General features: G+C 43.0%; 17 protein-coding genes and 1 rRNA gene. 13 read left to right on the top strand and 5 right to left on the bottom strand.

Going from position 1 to position 16,792, the window contains the following annotated elements:
• The 3 genes from rrf to larA all read left to right on the top strand — a co-directional run.
• Positions 1 to 108: ribosomal RNA gene (gene rrf, locus B5Y67_RS09825) — 5S ribosomal RNA — on the top strand; the annotation flags it as partial.
• 865 nt (positions 109 to 973) lie between these two features.
• Positions 974 to 1,837, top strand: coding sequence for a sugar diacid recognition domain-containing protein (locus B5Y67_RS09820; RefSeq protein ID WP_088226268.1), 864 nt, complete (start codon positions 974 to 976; stop codon positions 1,835 to 1,837).
• A gap of 59 nt (positions 1,838 to 1,896) precedes the next feature.
• Positions 1,897 to 3,159 carry a nickel-dependent lactate racemase gene (gene larA / locus B5Y67_RS09815; RefSeq protein WP_088226267.1) on the top strand — a complete coding sequence of 421 codons (1,263 nt, stop codon included), beginning with the start codon at positions 1,897 to 1,899 and terminating at the stop codon, positions 3,157 to 3,159.
• Positions 3,160 to 3,358: 199 nt separating this feature from the next.
• On the opposite strand, the gene B5Y67_RS09810 is transcribed toward larA, so the two are convergent.
• Positions 3,359 to 3,583, bottom strand: coding sequence for an alpha/beta-type small acid-soluble spore protein (locus B5Y67_RS09810; protein WP_088226266.1), 225 nt, complete (start codon positions 3,581 to 3,583; stop codon positions 3,359 to 3,361).
• A gap of 250 nt (positions 3,584 to 3,833) precedes the next feature.
• Between B5Y67_RS09810 and hypA the strand changes: the two genes are divergently transcribed.
• On the top strand, positions 3,834 to 4,175 hold the full coding sequence (hypA, locus tag B5Y67_RS09805; RefSeq protein WP_088226265.1) for a hydrogenase maturation nickel metallochaperone HypA: 342 nt from the start codon (positions 3,834 to 3,836) through the stop codon (positions 4,173 to 4,175).
• Positions 4,175 to 4,846 (top strand): hydrogenase nickel incorporation protein HypB, encoded by a 672-nt coding sequence (gene hypB, locus B5Y67_RS09800; protein WP_088226264.1) that lies wholly within the window; start codon positions 4,175 to 4,177, stop codon positions 4,844 to 4,846. Before hypA ends, hypB begins: the two co-directional genes overlap by 1 nt.
• 288 nt (positions 4,847 to 5,134) lie before the next feature.
• On the opposite strand, the gene B5Y67_RS09790 is transcribed toward hypB, so the two are convergent.
• The 4 genes from B5Y67_RS09790 to B5Y67_RS09775 are packed head-to-tail and all read right to left on the bottom strand — an operon-like array spanning position 5,135 to position 8,873.
• Positions 5,135 to 5,623, bottom strand: coding sequence for a HyaD/HybD family hydrogenase maturation endopeptidase (locus B5Y67_RS09790; protein WP_088226262.1), 489 nt, complete (start codon positions 5,621 to 5,623; stop codon positions 5,135 to 5,137).
• 2 nt (positions 5,624 to 5,625) lie between these two features.
• Positions 5,626 to 6,210, bottom strand: a complete 585-nt coding sequence (cybH, locus tag B5Y67_RS09785; RefSeq protein WP_088226261.1) for a Ni/Fe-hydrogenase, b-type cytochrome subunit — start codon at positions 6,208 to 6,210, stop codon at positions 5,626 to 5,628.
• A 16-nt stretch (positions 6,211 to 6,226) separates the two neighbouring features.
• Positions 6,227 to 7,789, bottom strand: a complete 1,563-nt coding sequence (locus tag B5Y67_RS09780; RefSeq protein WP_088226260.1) for a nickel-dependent hydrogenase large subunit — start codon at positions 7,787 to 7,789, stop codon at positions 6,227 to 6,229.
• A gap of 1 nt (position 7,790) precedes the next feature.
• Positions 7,791 to 8,873, bottom strand: coding sequence for a hydrogenase small subunit (locus B5Y67_RS09775; RefSeq protein ID WP_088226259.1), 1,083 nt, complete (start codon positions 8,871 to 8,873; stop codon positions 7,791 to 7,793).
• A 388-nt stretch (positions 8,874 to 9,261) separates the two neighbouring features.
• Here B5Y67_RS09775 and hypF point away from each other — a divergent pair, with 388 nt between their 5' ends.
• The 8 genes from hypF (at position 9,262) to B5Y67_RS09735 (ending at position 16,717) form a co-directional block, all read left to right on the top strand.
• Entirely contained in the window at positions 9,262 to 11,553 is a 2,292-nt protein-coding gene (gene hypF / locus B5Y67_RS09770) for a carbamoyltransferase HypF (protein ID WP_088226258.1), read from the top strand.
• Positions 11,554 to 11,784 carry a HypC/HybG/HupF family hydrogenase formation chaperone gene (locus tag B5Y67_RS09765; protein ID WP_088226257.1) on the top strand — a complete coding sequence of 77 codons (231 nt, stop codon included), beginning with the start codon at positions 11,554 to 11,556 and terminating at the stop codon, positions 11,782 to 11,784.
• The gene (gene hypD / locus B5Y67_RS09760) at positions 11,762 to 12,859 is read left to right on the top strand and encodes a hydrogenase formation protein HypD (protein WP_088226256.1); all 1,098 of its coding nucleotides are present in this window, start codon (positions 11,762 to 11,764) and stop codon (positions 12,857 to 12,859) included. The genes B5Y67_RS09765 and hypD overlap by 23 nt, the downstream gene beginning before the upstream one ends.
• Entirely contained in the window at positions 12,859 to 13,851 is a 993-nt protein-coding gene (gene hypE, locus B5Y67_RS09755; RefSeq protein ID WP_088226255.1) for a hydrogenase expression/formation protein HypE, read from the top strand. The genes hypD and hypE overlap by 1 nt, the downstream gene beginning before the upstream one ends.
• Positions 13,852 to 13,870: 19 nt before the next feature.
• Positions 13,871 to 14,296: a DUF3842 family protein gene (locus tag B5Y67_RS09750; RefSeq protein ID WP_088226254.1), complete on the top strand. Its 426-nt coding sequence runs from the start codon at positions 13,871 to 13,873 to the stop codon at positions 14,294 to 14,296.
• A 180-nt stretch (positions 14,297 to 14,476) separates the two neighbouring features.
• Complete coding sequence (gene cysK, locus B5Y67_RS09745; protein WP_088226253.1) at positions 14,477 to 15,400, top strand: cysteine synthase A; 924 nt, start codon at positions 14,477 to 14,479, stop codon at positions 15,398 to 15,400.
• A 109-nt stretch (positions 15,401 to 15,509) separates the two neighbouring features.
• Complete coding sequence (locus B5Y67_RS09740) at positions 15,510 to 16,262, top strand: YebC/PmpR family DNA-binding transcriptional regulator (protein ID WP_088226252.1); 753 nt, start codon at positions 15,510 to 15,512, stop codon at positions 16,260 to 16,262.
• Between the two features lie 86 nt (positions 16,263 to 16,348).
• The gene (locus B5Y67_RS09735) at positions 16,349 to 16,717 is read left to right on the top strand and encodes a hypothetical protein (RefSeq protein ID WP_088226251.1); all 369 of its coding nucleotides are present in this window, start codon (positions 16,349 to 16,351) and stop codon (positions 16,715 to 16,717) included.
• Positions 16,718 to 16,792 lie beyond the last annotated feature (75 nt).

Here is a 16,792-nt window from a genome sequence, read left to right as displayed (position 1 = left end):
TCATGCCGGAGGGGTTCCACCCGTTCCCATATCGAACACGGAAGTTAAGACCTCCAGGGCCGAGAATACTTGGGGCATAGCCCCTGGGAAAGTAGGTCATCGCCAGGTAAACAAGCGATAGACTGCCATATTGGCAGTCTATCTGTGTTTCATGAACGAAATAAAAGATACTTACCGGGGTCCCACCCGTTCGGATCCACATTGCTGGAGACTGTGTCACAAGTCGCAATGTGGCGAAAACCTCATCCGGTTTTCGTCACGCTGCAGGAGTCTGCGTTTCGGGACGCAGCGTGGCGAAAAGCTCATACTTCGCCACGAAGTGATTCTCTGGGGTGGGTGGCTCGGCGAAACCCTCCACCGGAGGCTTTCGTGCTTTTCGTATATCGAATACGGAAGTTAAGGATCCACACTGCAGGAGCCTGCGTATCGGGACGCAGTGTGGCGAAAGGCTCATCCGCCTTTCGTTCCAGGGCCGAGGATACTTGGGAAGAAAATATTTGGGGTAGTAGGCTTTTCAGTTTACAAACGTAAGTCTTTTAAGGAGTAATTTCGTTTTTTATATCATTCTTTCAAATTGTAATTTGTGATTTTTGTATTTGATTTTCTTAAAAAAGTATTTTATTGAATAATTAACTTTGAGAAAAGTTTTAAAATAGGAATTAATTAAGAATTACAATTACTGATCAATAGTAAAAGTCAACTATAATTTTTAAAGTAAGTGCTATCTGATTCAAAGTCGAAAAGTATGTTATAAGTTGCCCCTTAAAAAAACTATTATCATAAATTAAGGTATTTTTTAAAAAAATGCGAGAATAATAGTTAAATGCATGATAAACTAGTTAAGAAGGTATTTTTTATCTAAACTTAATGCAATGATATTTAGGGATAACAATTTTTGGGCCTTTCAGAGCGCGATTGTTAACTATGAATATCCGGATGATTGTGATTTGGTTTCGAAAAGGAGAGGAAAACATTGGATTGGAAGCTGAGCACTAACATTGCACAAAAAATTGTGGACCTTATTTATCAAACAAGTGGTTATCATGCTATAGTCTGCGATACTACTGGCACAATTATTGCTGACTCAGCTCATACACGAATAGGGGTTAAGCACAGAGGAAGCCAAGAAATATTAACGACTAATTGCACATATGTAGAGATAACAGCGGACGAGGAGATTGCTACTTCTGGCAAAGTAAAAGAAGGATACAACGTCGCCATTGAAATTCAAGGCCAAATAATTGGTACCTTTGGAATTGCCGGACAACTGGACATTGTAAGGCCAGTAGCTAAGGTTGCGGTAGGAATGGTAGAAATGATGATCAGAGATGATGAACTTAAGGAAGTTATCCGCAATCAAGTACAACTTTTAAGTAATTCAGTTGAACAGGCTGCCAGTGCGGTTCAAGAGACTGCTGCCTCTGCAGAAGAAGTGGCTTCAATTAGCCAAGTAATTGCCCAAGAAGCCAAAGATGGTGAAAATCAGCTGCAGTCTACAACTATGATTTTAGATCTAATACATAAAGTTGCAAAACAAACGAACCTTTTAGGATTGAATGCTGCAATTGAAGCTTCACGTGCGGGGGAGCAGGGCAGAGGTTTTTCTGTTGTTGCCGGTGAGGTGCGTAAGTTAGCTGAAGAAAGTAATCGTTCTGCTAGTGAGATAAGAAATATTCTCCAGCTATTTCAAACAATCATTCAGAAGATTGTTGATAGTTCTTTACGTAATAGCGCCATTACTCAAGAACAAGCAAAAGCTAATCAAGAAATTGCCCAAATGATTGATGGAGTATTTCAGGTGAGTGAAAATTTAAAATCTCTATCTGAAAATATTTAACTAAACGCTACACAAACTCTTTTTTGTGCAAAAACAAAATTCAAAAGGAGATTTACTTTATGGAAGTCACTTTGGCATATGGAAAAAATGGATTAAGAATTAACGTACCAGATCATTCGAAAGTAGTTACCCCTAAGCAAATTGATCTGCCTGAAAACGATCATCAACTGGTTCTCAATGCGCTGCGGAATCCAATAGGAACAAAACCGTTAAAGGAAATGGTAAATCCCAAGGATAAGATCGTTATTGTCATAAGCGATATTACAAGGCCTACTCCAAATCACAAATTAGTGCCTTGGTTATTGGAAGAGCTTTCGCATATACCAATTGATAATTTCACGATCATTAATGGCACGGGTACTCATCGTGACGAAACCAGAGAAGAACTTGTTGAGATGTTAGGGGAAAAAATCGTTGATTCTGTTCGCATCATTAATCATCACTGTCATGAGATAGCGGAGCTAAAAAAGGTTGGAAGCAGCAGTTTTGGCTGTGATGTTTATTTAAATAAGGAATATGTTGAAGCTGACTTTAGAATTGTAACGGGATTTATAGAACCACACTTTTTTGCAGGGTTTTCAGGGGGACCAAAGGGAATAATGCCCGGAATTGCGGGAATAGAGACCATCCTAACATTTCATAATGCTCAAATGATAGGTCATCCTCTTGCAACTTGGGGAGTTATTGAAAAAAATCCTCTTCAAGAAATGACAAGGGAAGTAAATTCTTTTTGCAAACCGGGTTTTCTCTTGAATGTTGCCCTAAGCGGCAGTAATGAAATAACAAATGTTTTTGCTGGCGAGCTTATTGCCGCTCATGAGACAGGCTGTGCATTTGTTAAAGAGCATGCGATGATTAAATGTGAGGAACGTTTTGATGTTGTTATTACGACAAACGCCGGGTATCCGTTGGATCAGAATCTCTATCAGGCTGTTAAAGGAATGAATGCTGCGCAAAAAATTGTAAAAAAAGGCGGAACGATAATTTGTGCTGCGGAATGCAGTGAAGGAATGCCTGAACATGGCAATTTTTCAAAGATACTGAAGATGCGTGATACGCCAAAGGATCTTTTGGAAATGATCAATGATCCATCCTTTCGCATGTTCGATCAGTGGGAAGCCCAAAGGTTAGCAATGATTCAGGAATGGTCTGACGTGGTTGTATATTCAACGCTGCCAGAGGAATGGGTTAAAATTGCTATGCTCACGCCGACAAAGAATATTGAATCAACAATTACTGAACTACAAGCGAAATACGGCAAAAAAATGAGTATAGCTGTATTACCTCTGGGACCGCTGACAATTCCTTATGTTGAAGAGTAGGAAAGGGCGGGTTGAAGAGGGCATAGAAAACCATAAAAGGGAACAGAAGAAAGGGATGAGCGTTTGATAACGATCGTCCCTTTCTTCCTCGAGAGTTATTGGTGAGAAGTTGAGCTTCTAAAACAATAATTCTCTGATAGGATATCCTATGGCTGTTGATATCGTGCTGGCCGAAACACGATTTCAACAATGCTTACATTTAGTCGTTCATAATTTCTGAACCTTGATCAGCCATTTCTTTTTCGGCATAGTTGATCATTTTTTTAACCATGTTTCCGCCAATCTGACCTACTTCACGAGTCGTCATATTGGCGAACCCCTTATCTTCGATATCATCATCCAATTGTAATTCTTCGGCAACTTCCCATTTTAACTTATCCAACTGGCTTTCGGATTCTGGAACTTCAGGTGTATTACGACTCATTTTACCATCCTCCTTATCAGTTGTTTGAAGTTTAATACATTCTTTAGCATCTCCCTTTTAAAGTACATTATACATTGCAAAACTGTGAGATTAATTAAAGGAAGCTGCAAAAATTAACAGAATACTATATAATAAGGGAAAATTTTAATTTTTGGTTTTCAAATAACTTGTTGAATAACTTCGGATAAGCTATACTTGGAACAGATTCTAATAGTTCACTAAAATAAAAATACCCGATAGGGGTGATTCGGTGCATGAAATGTCCTTGATGGGAGGGGTATTTGAAGTGATTGATCATACCTTGTCCCAACATGATGTCAAAAGAGTTCTGAAAGTTAAGATAAAGGTTGGGGAGTTGACAAATGCTGAGCCAGATGCCTTGGCCATGGCTTTTGAGGCATATAGCAAGGATACTCTTTGTGAGGGAGCTGAATTGATTGTCGAACGGGTTCCTTTGCTCGGGTGTTGCAGGGATTGTCATTATGAGTTTAACGTTAAGATGATGTATTTTCTCTGTCCTAACTGTAAATCTGCGAATATAGAAGTAGTTCAAGGAGAAGAACTTTTACTTGAAAGTTTGGAGGTCGAATAATGGATAATGAACGTCGCGAAATTGAAGTAATGGCAAATTTGCGAGATTCTAATGATATGCAAGCTGAAGTAAATCGAGCACATTTTCGTAAAAATAATTGTCTGGCAATTAATATTCTAGGTTCACCAGGCGCAGGAAAAACTTCACTTTTAGAAAAGACATTGCCGCTGTTCAATGAAAACATGAGTGTTGCAGTTATTGAAGGAGATATTTTCACATCTAAAGATGCGGATCGGATATCAGTGCATGATGTTCCGGTAATACAGATTAATACTGGGGGCAGCTGTCATTTAGACAGTAAAATGGTAGCTAAGGTATTACCCGAGTTTGATTGTCAGAGTTTAGATTTAATGATTATTGAAAACGTTGGTAATCTTGTTTGCCCTGCTGACTTTGATTTAGGTGAAGCTTTTAAGGTTATTGTTTTAAGTATAGTTGAGGGTGACGATAAGCCGGCAAAGTATCCTGTTATCTTTCGTAAAGCTAAAGCCGTTCTCTTAAATAAGATGGATTTGGAAGGTTTAACGGATGTAAACATGGAAAGAATGAAACAGGATATCAGGGTTATAAATCCGGACATAAAAATCTTTGAGATTTCTTGCCGAACGGGTAAAGGACTGCAAGACTGGACTAACTGGCTTCAGGATAAAGTTTTGGCCTTTCAATCATAAGCCTATGAACTAGTAAATCGTGGCTATTACTTCTACTTTACATCACAGGGGTTTGTTGTAATTGCATAAGCGCCCCACATTAAACAAAACCTTGCATAAATTGTGGTTTACAAATCCACTTATATGCAAGGTTTTATTTATAAAACGAATAGATATTCATAATGCAACGGCCCCTAATTATTTTCACACTAAAAGGCCGATGCTCACGAACTCTTTAGTTCGTATAGCTGCGGCCTTAGCGGAAGTTTGGAGTTGGATGCATTACATACGTATGAAAATGATATTAGGTTAATTAATTGTGAATTTACCTTCACGCTGAATCGAATCGATTTCAAGAAGAACTAATTCTGAAAGATGGGGAAATAGAGAACGAATCTCTGGACTTAATTCCATTCCCCAATCTAGTTTTTTGGGTTGCACACCGAAAATTAAGGTTTGGGGAGCATGCCCTAAAATGTTTGCCATGGTCAACACTTCAATTATTCCGATTTGGTGAAAGGATACCTCGTATTGTTCAGGAAAGACCTGTATATCACCTGGTTGAAATCGGAATAGAGCACCGGGTTCTGACTGAGCATTGATTGCGTCAATAATAATCAGGAAGTCTATTTCTTGAATTAGATGTACGAGTTCGAGTCCAGCAGTGCCTCCTTCGAGGAGTTCAACATTTTGCGGGAGGGAGTTTTGAGCCAGTTCGTCTAAAAATCGAACACCCAAGCCTTCGTCGGATAGAAGAATGTTTCCGACTCCCATGACCATAATTTTTGGCGAGTGCATGATTAAATTCCCTTCTCATTCCTCATTTTGCCAAAGAACATAAACAGGAATTGTTCGTAGGCAGCTGTAAAGACCAAGTAAACGTGAATTGCGATAATTGCAATGAATAGCCACATGACAAGATAGTGGAGTCCGCGAACAGCAGTCAGCCCTCCTACCAGGTCAGCAAGTCCTGCAAATTGTACAGGTTTATAGAGAATAAAGCCTGTAAAGGCCTGAATAACTGCCAGAATAGGAAGCGCAATATATGCTAATTTTTGTAGCGGGTTGTATTTACCTGTTTCAGGGTGTTTGCCCAAAAATAGGTAGTACTTGGTTTGCGGCCAGATATTTTTTACATCTTGCATGTTGAGCAAAATAGAATCATAGTCCTTATTTTTCCCGAAAAAGGAAATATAAAAACGTACAACTCCGTTAATGAGAAGAAAATACATAAACAAGAAATGTAAATTTCGAATTAAATTCATTGGCATACCAGGATGGGGAGAATGAATAAACCATCCCGTAAAGATTAGAACTATAAAATTAATAAGATTAATCCAGTGGCTTATCCGTTGGGCTAATGGATGGTCAAGCGGGTTAACCATGTCCTTTCCTCCTTTTCTACCAACCGATCCGGAATTTTTTCACATCATTTGTCACCGGATCGATGAGGTGAATCGCGCATGCAAGGCATGGGTCATAAGATCGAGCGACTCTAACAATGTTCACCGGATTATCGGGGTCGGGAATAGGTACTCCTATTAGTGCCTGTTCGAAAGGTCCAAGAACACCTTTGTCATCTCGAGGAGAAAAATTCCAGGTGGTGGGTACAACCATCTGATAGTTCTCGATTTTGTGATTGGCAACTTTAACAAAATGGCCCAAGGCTCCTCTCGGGGCTTCGGTTAATCCTGATCCCTGACCTGTGGCAGGTGCCTCCCAGTGTTCCGTATCATGAATGCGGAAATTAGATCCCATTTCTTTTTCCAGAGCGTCAAGCCAGGTCAGCATGTCTTTAGCGAGTAGGAGAGTTTCGTAGGCACGAGCTGCATGACGTGCGACAGCACCTGGCTTGATATTGTATTTTGAAATTATATCCATTAAACCCTTGGGCTGCATTACAAGCATGCGGGCAAGAGGGCCTACTTCCATGGGCTTACCATCATAGCGGGGTGCTTTTACGAAGGAATATGCATCTTTTTTATCAAGATCAGGAATTGTGTCCTCGGTGAAGGGGGTTTTGCCGTTGGTACTGGCTTTATACCAGGAGTATTGGACATCTTCAGTGATTTTAGTTTCATCAACAGGTAAGACCTTGCTTAAGTCTCCGCCCATGACAATGCCAGATTTAAGGAATAAGTCTTTACCGGCGTCATCCTGAGCAAAGGCGCCATAAGACAGGAAATTGACCGCTCCTGCTCCGCCAACCCCTGCTTGGGCTAAGGGCAGCAATGGCCCGGTGCCGAAGGTCAAGACATCCTGGAGATAAACTTTTTCAACGAAATCCAGTTGTTCCAGCAGCATGGAACGGAATTGCTCAACAACTTCAATATTGGGAAGCATCGTGACCCCGCCGACAACAATGGAAGATTGATGGGGCTGTTTGCCGGCGAACAAGGCCGACATTTTCTTAGCTTTGGCCTGCATTTCTAGGGCTTTTAGATAATGAGCCACTGCCATGGTCACTAACTCAGGATCCTTAACGCTGAATTCATCGGGTTTATAACGTGGAGTTAAGGGGGCAGTATCTCCTGCGGTGACAAGCTTGACAATTTTATCTTTGACAGCAAGGAGACCCGGATCTTTTCCCTGATATTGGGCAACAGCCATTACATCAAGATAATCGAGAGCACTTAGATGATAAAAATGTAAGGGATGATCGTGCAGCCACATGGCGCCCAGAATTAAGTTGCGGATAATTCGTCCCCCGGCCGGAACGTTAGCGCCGTATGCTTGGTCTAAAGCCAGAGAGGACGCCCAACCGTGCGAGCCTGCACAAACTCCGCATACACGCTCAGTTACATAGGTGGCATCGCGAGGATCCTTACCGCGCAGCATCGCTTCAATTCCCCGGTACATAGTTCCTATGACATGAGCGTCTGAAATTTTTCCATTCTCGACTTCTACTTCCACCCGCAGGTGTCCCTCTATTCTTGTTAAGGGATCGACAACAATCTTTGTCATCTTATAAATCCTCCTTGTGGCCGTGGCCTTGGTTAGTCAGCCTTCCGCTTGCAGCTGTAGCAATTAAATGAACTCCGAGACCGATGGCGGCAGCCCCTCCGATGACGGTACCAACCGTATCGGCATTAACCTGACCTATGCCGGGAAGTTTGAAAGTCTCTTGTTTAGTATACAAGGGGGTAAATTGTTTGTAGAAGCTCTTTTCCGAACATCCGGAACAGGGAGATCCGGCATTGATACAGAAGTTTGCGTTGTCATTCCACCATACTTGAGCACAATCTGTGAAAGTCTTAGGTCCTTTGCATCCTTTCAAAAGCAAACAATAGTCTTTTTGGGCCGGATCATTCCAATCTGTAAGAAATTCTCCGTTTTCAAAGTGACCGCGGCGTGGGCAGTTATCATGTAATAATGTTCCATAGAAAGCTATTGGGCGATTTTGGGAATCAAGAGGCGGAACCTTCTGATAAGTCAGATAATAGAGAATCGTACCAATTAGTGTAGTAGGCTTCACCGGGCAGCAGGGTAGATTGATCAGGGGAGTGCTGATTCCCTCAGCTTTAAGAATCTCAGAAACTCCCACAGCTCCTGTGGCACAGGCGCCGGGAATTCCGCCGCCTTCCGAGGCGCAGCTTCCGATAGCAATGATGGCTTGGGCTTTTTTGGCAGCTTCGATAAGAGTTTTGCGGAAAGGCTTTCCTCCGACCATGCAGTAGCGATCTTCTTGAGCGGGGGTAGCTCCTTCTACAACGAGAATAAACTTGTCTTTAAGGGTGTCTTGATATGCTTCTTCAGCTATATTTCCAGATCCGGCCATAATTGTTTCATGGTACCGAATTGAGATCATGTCAAGAACCAGTTCGGCTGCTGAGGGATTTAACGTGGCAATTGTTGATTCCGTACATCCGGTGCAGTCCATACCTTCCAACCAAAGAACCGGGGGCTTCTTAATTGCTTGTTCCATTGCTGAAGCTGCTTGGGGTACGAATAATTCGGGTAATCCAAGCGCTGCTGTAGTTGCTCCTATCAACTTCATGAAGTCACGCCGAGAAACCCCTTTGACCTTGAGTAAATCAAAATTCCCCATAATTTGATGAACACCTCCTGAATATGTCTTGTCCCCTTTTGCGAATGGGTAAAAATATAGAAATTCCTTATTATCAACATATATTCGAGATAACCTATTTATTTCCTGCTTGTTTTTAATAATTATTCAGAATTAAGCAAAATTTGGATCTAGTAAATATTTTCACAAAAAAGGTTTCTTTCTTAAGACTTGTGGAATAAGGAGTTTGGCGTGTACAATAAGAGAGTTATCAGAATTAGTCTGAAAGATAATTGTTTCATACAATTGTAAGACTTCCATCGTTACAAGTGGAAGTGGTGATGTTTAGCTTTAGCTGAACGAGTTCACCGATACGAAACATTTATTCAAAAATAGTTGGATGTAGAAATTAGAAAGCTGGAAGAAGGAAATGACCTCTAAAGCCAAGAAAATCTATTTGAATGGAATTGTACAAGGGGTAGGCTTTCGACCCTTTGTATTTAAACTAGCCGAAGAACTGAACATCAAAGGGTGGGTCAATAATTCAAGTAAGGGAGTGACAATCCATGCAGAAGGAGAGAACATGGATTGTTTCCTGCAGCGTTTAATTTCTGATTCGCCGCCCTTGGCAAAACTATTAATGGTCCGCTCTGAAGAGGCAAACTTTGAAAATTATTCTTCTTTTCATATCACCCGGAGCGAAGCTCAGGAAGATGCCGATGTATTAATCTCTCCTGACGTCGCCACATGCCAAGATTGTTTACATGAGATGTTAGATAAAAACAATCGCCGTTTTGAGTATCCCTTTACCAATTGCACAAATTGCGGACCAAGATATACGATTATTCGTGATGTCCCTTATGACCGTGCTCAAACAACGATGTCAACGTTTCCAATGTGTGAATCCTGTGCGGAAGAATATCAAGATCCCCGAGACCGTCGTTTTCATGCCCAGCCTGTTGCTTGTGAGGAGTGTGGACCTAAAGTTCAATTGCTTGACAGCTCTGGCCGATTGATTCCGGGGATGGGCGTCGATCAGTTGGTTCAGGGCGGAATTCTGGCTGTTAAAGGTTTAGGCGGGTTTCATCTTGTTTGTGATGCAGGCAACAGAGAGGCCATTGAGCGTTTGCGTAAACGCAAAGAACGAGGAGCCAAACCTTTCGCCCTCATGGTACGCTCCATAGAAAAGGCGCGCCAGGAAGTCCTGATCGATAAAAAAGAAGAGGAATTGTTACTCAGCCCGGCCGCGCCGATAGTGATACTGGAACGAAATCTAAACCAGGCCAATTTATTGCCGGATAACATTGCTCCCGGTATTCATACCTTAGGGATAATGTTGCCTTATACGCCAATTCATCATCTCCTATTTAATGGGCCTTATGATTTTTTGATTGTGACGAGTGCTAATCTCAGCGGACGTCCTTTGGTATATACCAATGAAGAGGCCTTAACGTCGCTCAACGGTATTGCGGATTATTTTTTAGTTCATGACAGAGATATCTATCATCCTTGTGATGATTCTGTTATCCAACTTATTGGAGGGGAAGCTGTTTTTTTTCGAAGGGCTAGAGGTTATGTGCCTTTGCCGATTTCCTTAACGACTTCTAAGCTTAAAAAGTCAATTTTAGGATTAGGCGGAGATTTAAAGAATGCTTTCTGTCTGGCCGATGGTCAGCGGGCTTTTGTCAGCCAGTATCTCGGAGATATGGAGAGCTTTGAGACAATGGAGCGTTTTCAGCAGGAATTAGAATCCTTCCAGCGGGTCGTCAACGTTACTCCTTCTGTGATTGCTTATGATCAGCATCCTAATTATCAGTTGACAAGATTTGCTCTTGAGAAGGAACAGCCAAAAATTTCGATCCAGCACCATCATGCCCATTTAGCAAGTGTACTGGGAGAGTGGGAAATATCGGACCCAGCCTTAGGAATTATTTGCGACGGAACAGGCTTTGGGAAGGATCGGTGTATCTGGGGTTTTGAAGTTCTCTATGGGAATGCAGCAAGTTATGAACGTAAAGGGCATCTTGAATATTTACCGCTGCCAGGAGGTGATGCAGGTGCCAAACATCCTGTGCGCATGGCTTATGCTTACCTGAAAACTCTCCTTACAGATGAAGAATGGACAAAAACACTGCCGCTTTGGCAGACCCTGCCCCCAAACGAACGTAAGATCTTAGATCGTCAATTGGAAAAAGATATTCAAATTTTTCAGACTTCTAGTGCAGGTCGGCTGTTTGATGCGGTGAGCGGATTATTGGGGATATGTACAGAAGTAACGTACGAAGGACAAGCTGCCATTGAACTAGAGAGCACGGCAACATTATTTCTCAGACAAGTAAATTCAGGTGGAGAAAATGAAGAGACAGAGGACGTTTCTGAGTATCCTTATGAAATCAGACTTGAAGGTAATGAATATATTCTCGGCGTGGCGCCGCTTTTTAAAGCCATTGTTCATGACTGTCTTAATGGAATATCCAGAGGAAAAATTGCCTATCGTTTTCATCGGACTATCGCCGGAGCTATTACAGCGCTGTCTCTGAAATTTCAACATAATGGGCATCTTGCTCTAAGCGGTGGGGTGTTCCAGAATAAACTTCTCACCGAGGCTGTTCTTCAAAACTTAAAGGATACAAACATCAAGGTCATTCGTTCACGCACACTGCCGCCAGGAGACGGTGGGCTGGCCTTTGGACAAGTATTAATTGCAAATGAGGTGTTATAAATGTGTTTAGCCATTCCAGCTAAAATTGTCTCAGTCGACGGTGTTATTGCTAAAGTGGATATGATGGGGAATGAACGAATAATTAGTATTGACCTGGTACCGGAGGCAGGGATCGGCGACTATGTTTTAGTTCACGCGGGTTTTGCCATTGGGGTTATCGACAATCAGAGTGCCAAAGAGACAGAAGAATTATTATTGGAGGTTGCCGATGCCTATGCCGAAGGAGAGTAAAGATGCCTTAGCAAAGGCGGGAGAGTATCTAGAGGAAATTAAGCACTTAGCTTCGAAACCTTTTACAATTATGGAAGTTTGCGGGACCCATACTGTTGCTATTGCTAAAAATGCGCTTAGGGATTTACTGCCGCCGACTGTCCGCTTAATTTCCGGTCCAGGGTGTCCGGTTTGTGTCACTGACAGCAGTGATATTGATCGTTACTTGTATCTTGCTGCTCAATCGAATGTGATTACCACGACCTTTGGCGACATGATCAGAGTCCCCGGCAGTAAAAAGAATCTGCAGGCTTTGAAAGCCGAAGGGGCTGATGTACGTGTTGTTTATTCAACCCAGGACGCTTTGGAAATTGCTCATAAAAACCCGGGTAAGGATGTCGTTTTTCTGGGAGTAGGCTTCGAAACAACGGCACCAACCGTTGCCGTCAGCCTGGAAATTGCCAACCGTGAAGGGATTAATAATTTTAGCGTTTTGTCAATGCATAAAATTGTACCTCCCGTTTTAAGGTTATTAGCTGAAGATGAGCAACTGGATGTGGATGCCTTTCTGGATCCCGGACATGTTTGTGCCATTATCGGAACCCAGCCAATCGAGTTTATGGCTAAAGAATTTGGTAAACCGGGAGTCGTGACGGGATTTGAAGCCCTTGACATTTTAGAGGCTATAGTGATGCTGCTGCGGCAACGGGAAGAAGGACGTTCGGATATTGAGATTCAATATCGTCGAGTCGCCAAGGCCGAAGGAAATCCTCACGCCCAAACGGTTGTAAAGAGAGTATTTGAACCGGTGGACGCTTCATGGCGCGGGATGGGATTAATCCCCGGGAGTGGCTTAGGAATCAGAGAGGAGTTTGGCTCTTGGGATGCAGTACGGAAATATTCTTTGCCAGTTTTCCATTCGCCGGAAACGCCGGGGTGTCAATGTGGTGAAGTTTTGAAAGGCCGGATTTATCCTACACAATGTGCTTTGTTTGGTAAACACTGTACTCCTCTCAAACCTGTAGGCCCCTGCATGGTCTCTTCGGAAGGATCTTGCGCTGCCTACTACCGATATTATCAAAGGAGCGACGATTAATGGAACGCATTATGATGGCCCATGGAAGCGGTGGGCGGCTGAGCCATGAATTAATCCGCGGTCTTTTTCAAAAGTATTTAGGAAATTCTTTCTTAGATCAAATGAACGATGCAACGATCGTGCCGGGGCAAGAGCAACTGGCGGTGACGACTGATTCTTTTGTGGTTTCCCCCTTGTTTTTTCGCGGCGGAAATATCGGCAGACTCGCTGTATGCGGAACAGTTAACGACCTGGCAGTAAGCGGTGCATCGCCGAAGTTTTTATCATTAGCATTGATATTAGAAGAAGGTTTGCCCTTAGAGGAACTGGAACGCATTATTCAGAGTGTAGCAGATACTGCCAAGGAAGCAGGTATTAGTATTGTCTGTGGGGATACAAAAGTTGTGGAACGCGGAAGTGCCGATAAACTTTTTATAAATACAACGGGTATTGGATATAGTAATAGATATTTTGTCAACCCCCAACAAATCCATCCCGGCGATGTAATTCTTATTACCGGAACAATTGGGGATCACGAGATCGCCATTCTGTCTGATCGAGAAGGCCTGGAGTTTGAAACGCCTGTAACGAGTGATTGCGCTCCGCTAAATGGGCTTATTGATTCCTTTTTTCAAGGCGGGGTAAAATGTATGCGTGATCCCACTCGCGGCGGAGTTGCGACAACCTTAAATGAGTTAGCGCAGCAAGCAGGTGTCAGTATGCTCCTGAAGGAAGAGTCGTTACCAATTCTTCCGGGGGTAAAAGGGGCCTGCGATATGCTGGGGCTCGACCCTCTTTATCTTGCTAATGAAGGAAAGGCCTTAGTCATTGTTAAGCCTGAGGCGGCCGAAACCGTTCTGCGGGCGATGCATGCTCATCCTTTGGGACATCGAGCAGCTCAAATCGGGGTTGTTCAAGAAGGAAAACCTGGGTTTGTGCTTTTGGAAACTCCTCTGGGAGGAAAGCGAATTGTCGGAATGCTTGAAGGCGAACACCTTCCTCGGATATGTTGAGCAGGCGGAGGAGGGTACTATGCGTATAGCTGTAATTGATGGGCAAGGCGGCGGAATAGGCAAGCATATTGTTGAACAATTACGAAAGAAAATTCCCGAATTGGAAATATTAGCTCTAGGTACAAATGCCTTAGCTACAGGTGCAATGTTACGTGCCGGGGCAACTGAGGGGGCCTCTGGAGAATCGGCAATTTGCTATAATGCCAGTCGAGTGGATCTGATTGTGGGCTCAGCAGCAATAATTATGGTTTATGGGTTGTTGGGGGAAATAACACCAGGGATGGCAAGCGCTATTGCGAATAGCAAAGCTGACAAGTTACTTATTCCAATTCAACGGGGGAATATTCAATTTGTTGGAGTTCAGCGCATTCCTTTACCCCATTTAATAGAAACTTTGGTTATAGACGTTGAGCGGAGATTAGCCAGCGATCAAAACAGCAACTGAGATGTCCTTTGGAAAATTACAAGTGGGAGTGGTTCCCATTGGTGGAGGTTGAGTCCATCCTTCTGCGCGAGCACTTTTGTTATGGGCTAGGCGCTTTGGCTGAACTAGTTCACTTGACAAAGGTCCTCTTTGTTGCTAACATTAAAACATAGTAAATTGATATGAATTGAGGTATTTAAAATGCGAGTTGTTAATTCGATTACAGATTTGATTGGTCAAACGCCTTTGGTAAAGCTGCAGCGTATTGTAAAACCGGGAATGGCCAATATTTATGTAAAGGTTGAAGCCTTTAATCCTGGAGGAAGCATTAAAGACCGGATAGCCTTAGGAATGGTTATTGATGCCGAAAAGCGAGGAGTACTTCGTCCCGGCGGAACCATCGTAGAGCCTACCAGCGGGAATACCGGGATTGGATTAGCAATGATTGCCGCCGCACGCGGATATCGTTTGATTGTTGTGATGCCCGAAACGATGAGTGTAGAACGACGATTGCTTATGGCTGCTTATGGAGCTGAATTCGTGCTGACTCCGGGCTCAGCAGGCATGAACGGTGCTATCGAAGAGGCAGAACGCCTTATTCGAGAAAATCCGGATTATTTTATGCCCCAACAATTCGAAAATCTCGCTAATCCGGAAGCTCATCGTAAAAGTACTGTTTTAGAACTTCTGGAACAGCTTGGTAATATTGATGCTTTTGTTGCGGGAATTGGTACCGGGGGGACGATCACAGGGGTGGGTGAAATCTTGAAGGAACATCTTTCCAACGTAAAAATTATTGGTGTAGAACCAGCTTCATCTCCAGTAATATCAGGTGGGAAACCCGGGCCTCACAAAATCCAAGGAATTGGTGCCGGATTTGTACCCAAGGTTTTGAATGCGTCGATCCTGGATCAGATTGTTTCGATAAGCAATGATGATGCTTTAGAAACCGCCCGCAAACTTGCCAGTCAAGAAGGGCTGTTAGTGGGCATTTCCTCAGGGGCAGCAGTTAGTGCGGCTCTTCAGGCTGCCAGTGATTTGGGTGAAGGTAAAAACGTAGTGGCTATTGCGCCGGACACTGGAGAGCGGTATTTGAGCACTGAACTTTTCGCAAATCGCGGGTAGATTCCAAATGCTCTTGAAAGATGGCCAATTATCAGAAGATTAAAGTCTTTACAAGGGAAATTGCCCTATGCTAAACTATTTAAGCGGACTAGCATAAGGAGGAACACACATGTCAGGACATTCAAAATGGGCAAACATTAAGCATAAAAAAGGCAAAGCAGATGCGCAAAAAGGAAAAATCTTTACGAAGCTTGGGCGGGAAATTGTCGTAGCTTCTCGAGCCTGCGGCGGAGATCTTGGCAATTTTCGCCTAAAGATAGCCATTGAAAATGCTAAAGCACAAAATGTACCTAATGAAAACATTCAAAGGGCTATTCAAAAGGGAGCAGGCGGCTCCGATGGTGCAACCTATGAAGAACTGCGTTATGAAGGCTACGGCCCCGGAGGCGTTGCAGTTATGGTTGATATTCTCACCGATAATCGGAATCGTACAGCGGCTGAAGTCCGCCATATATTCTCTAAAAATGGCGGAAACATGGGCGAGACCGGCTGCGTAGGCTGGATGTTTGAAGATAAGGGCCAGCTGAGAATTCCCCGGGAAGGCCTTAAGTTTTCTGAGGATGATCTAATGATGATCGCCTTGGAAGCTGGTGCGGAGGATTTGGAAGACGATACAGAGGAGTTTGTGATCTACACGTCACCGGAAACCATGGAAGACGTTCGCAAGGCACTTGAAGAGCAGCATATCGTCGTCAGTGAATCAGTCCTGAGCCCAATGGCCCAAAATACCATTGAAATTACAGATGCAGACCAAGCACGAAAGATAGTGCATTTAATGGAAACTCTCGAAGATCATGACGATACTCAAGGGGTATATTCTAATTTTGATTTATCTGAGGAATTGGCGAGTGAAGATTTTTAGAAGTTAATAATCAGCTATAACGATTAAATTATGTGCCCTCCTGGCAAGACTAGAGAAAAAGGACAATGTCGGGAGGGTTTTTACTTATGTCTCGTTGGAAAACTATAGGTTTGGTACTCGTCTTGGGATTAGGAATCGGAAGTCTTGTTCCCATGGCAGTCTCATGGCTGCCAGCTGAAATTTTAGCTCTCCGAAAAGGTTATCTGGAAGACAGCGTCGCTTTAGTATCTGCAAATGCTCCGGAGACAAGGGCTTACCATTTTAGTCTTAATAATAATGTGCTCTCTGTTCAGGAAGGAAAGCCTGGAACTGAGGGTAAGGTTATCATAAATGGTCTGGACGTAAAGACTTGGCCAAAAGCTATGCTGGAAATGGCACCCAAGGTCGAGTTTAATTCTTTGGATGAAGTTCAGTCCTTTATCGATACTGCTAATGAAGATTTATGGAACGAGTAAACGCAAAGGCTTTTATTTATTAAGAAGAAAAGGATTCGTACGTCTTCTGTCGAAAATTTATAGCTGAAAGGAAGA

Source organism: Desulfosporosinus sp. FKB, assembly GCF_002196705.1.
Taxonomy (GTDB): Bacteria; Bacillota; Desulfitobacteriia; order Desulfitobacteriales; family Desulfitobacteriaceae; genus Desulfosporosinus.
This window is presented reverse-complemented; position numbering and strand designations above follow the sequence as displayed.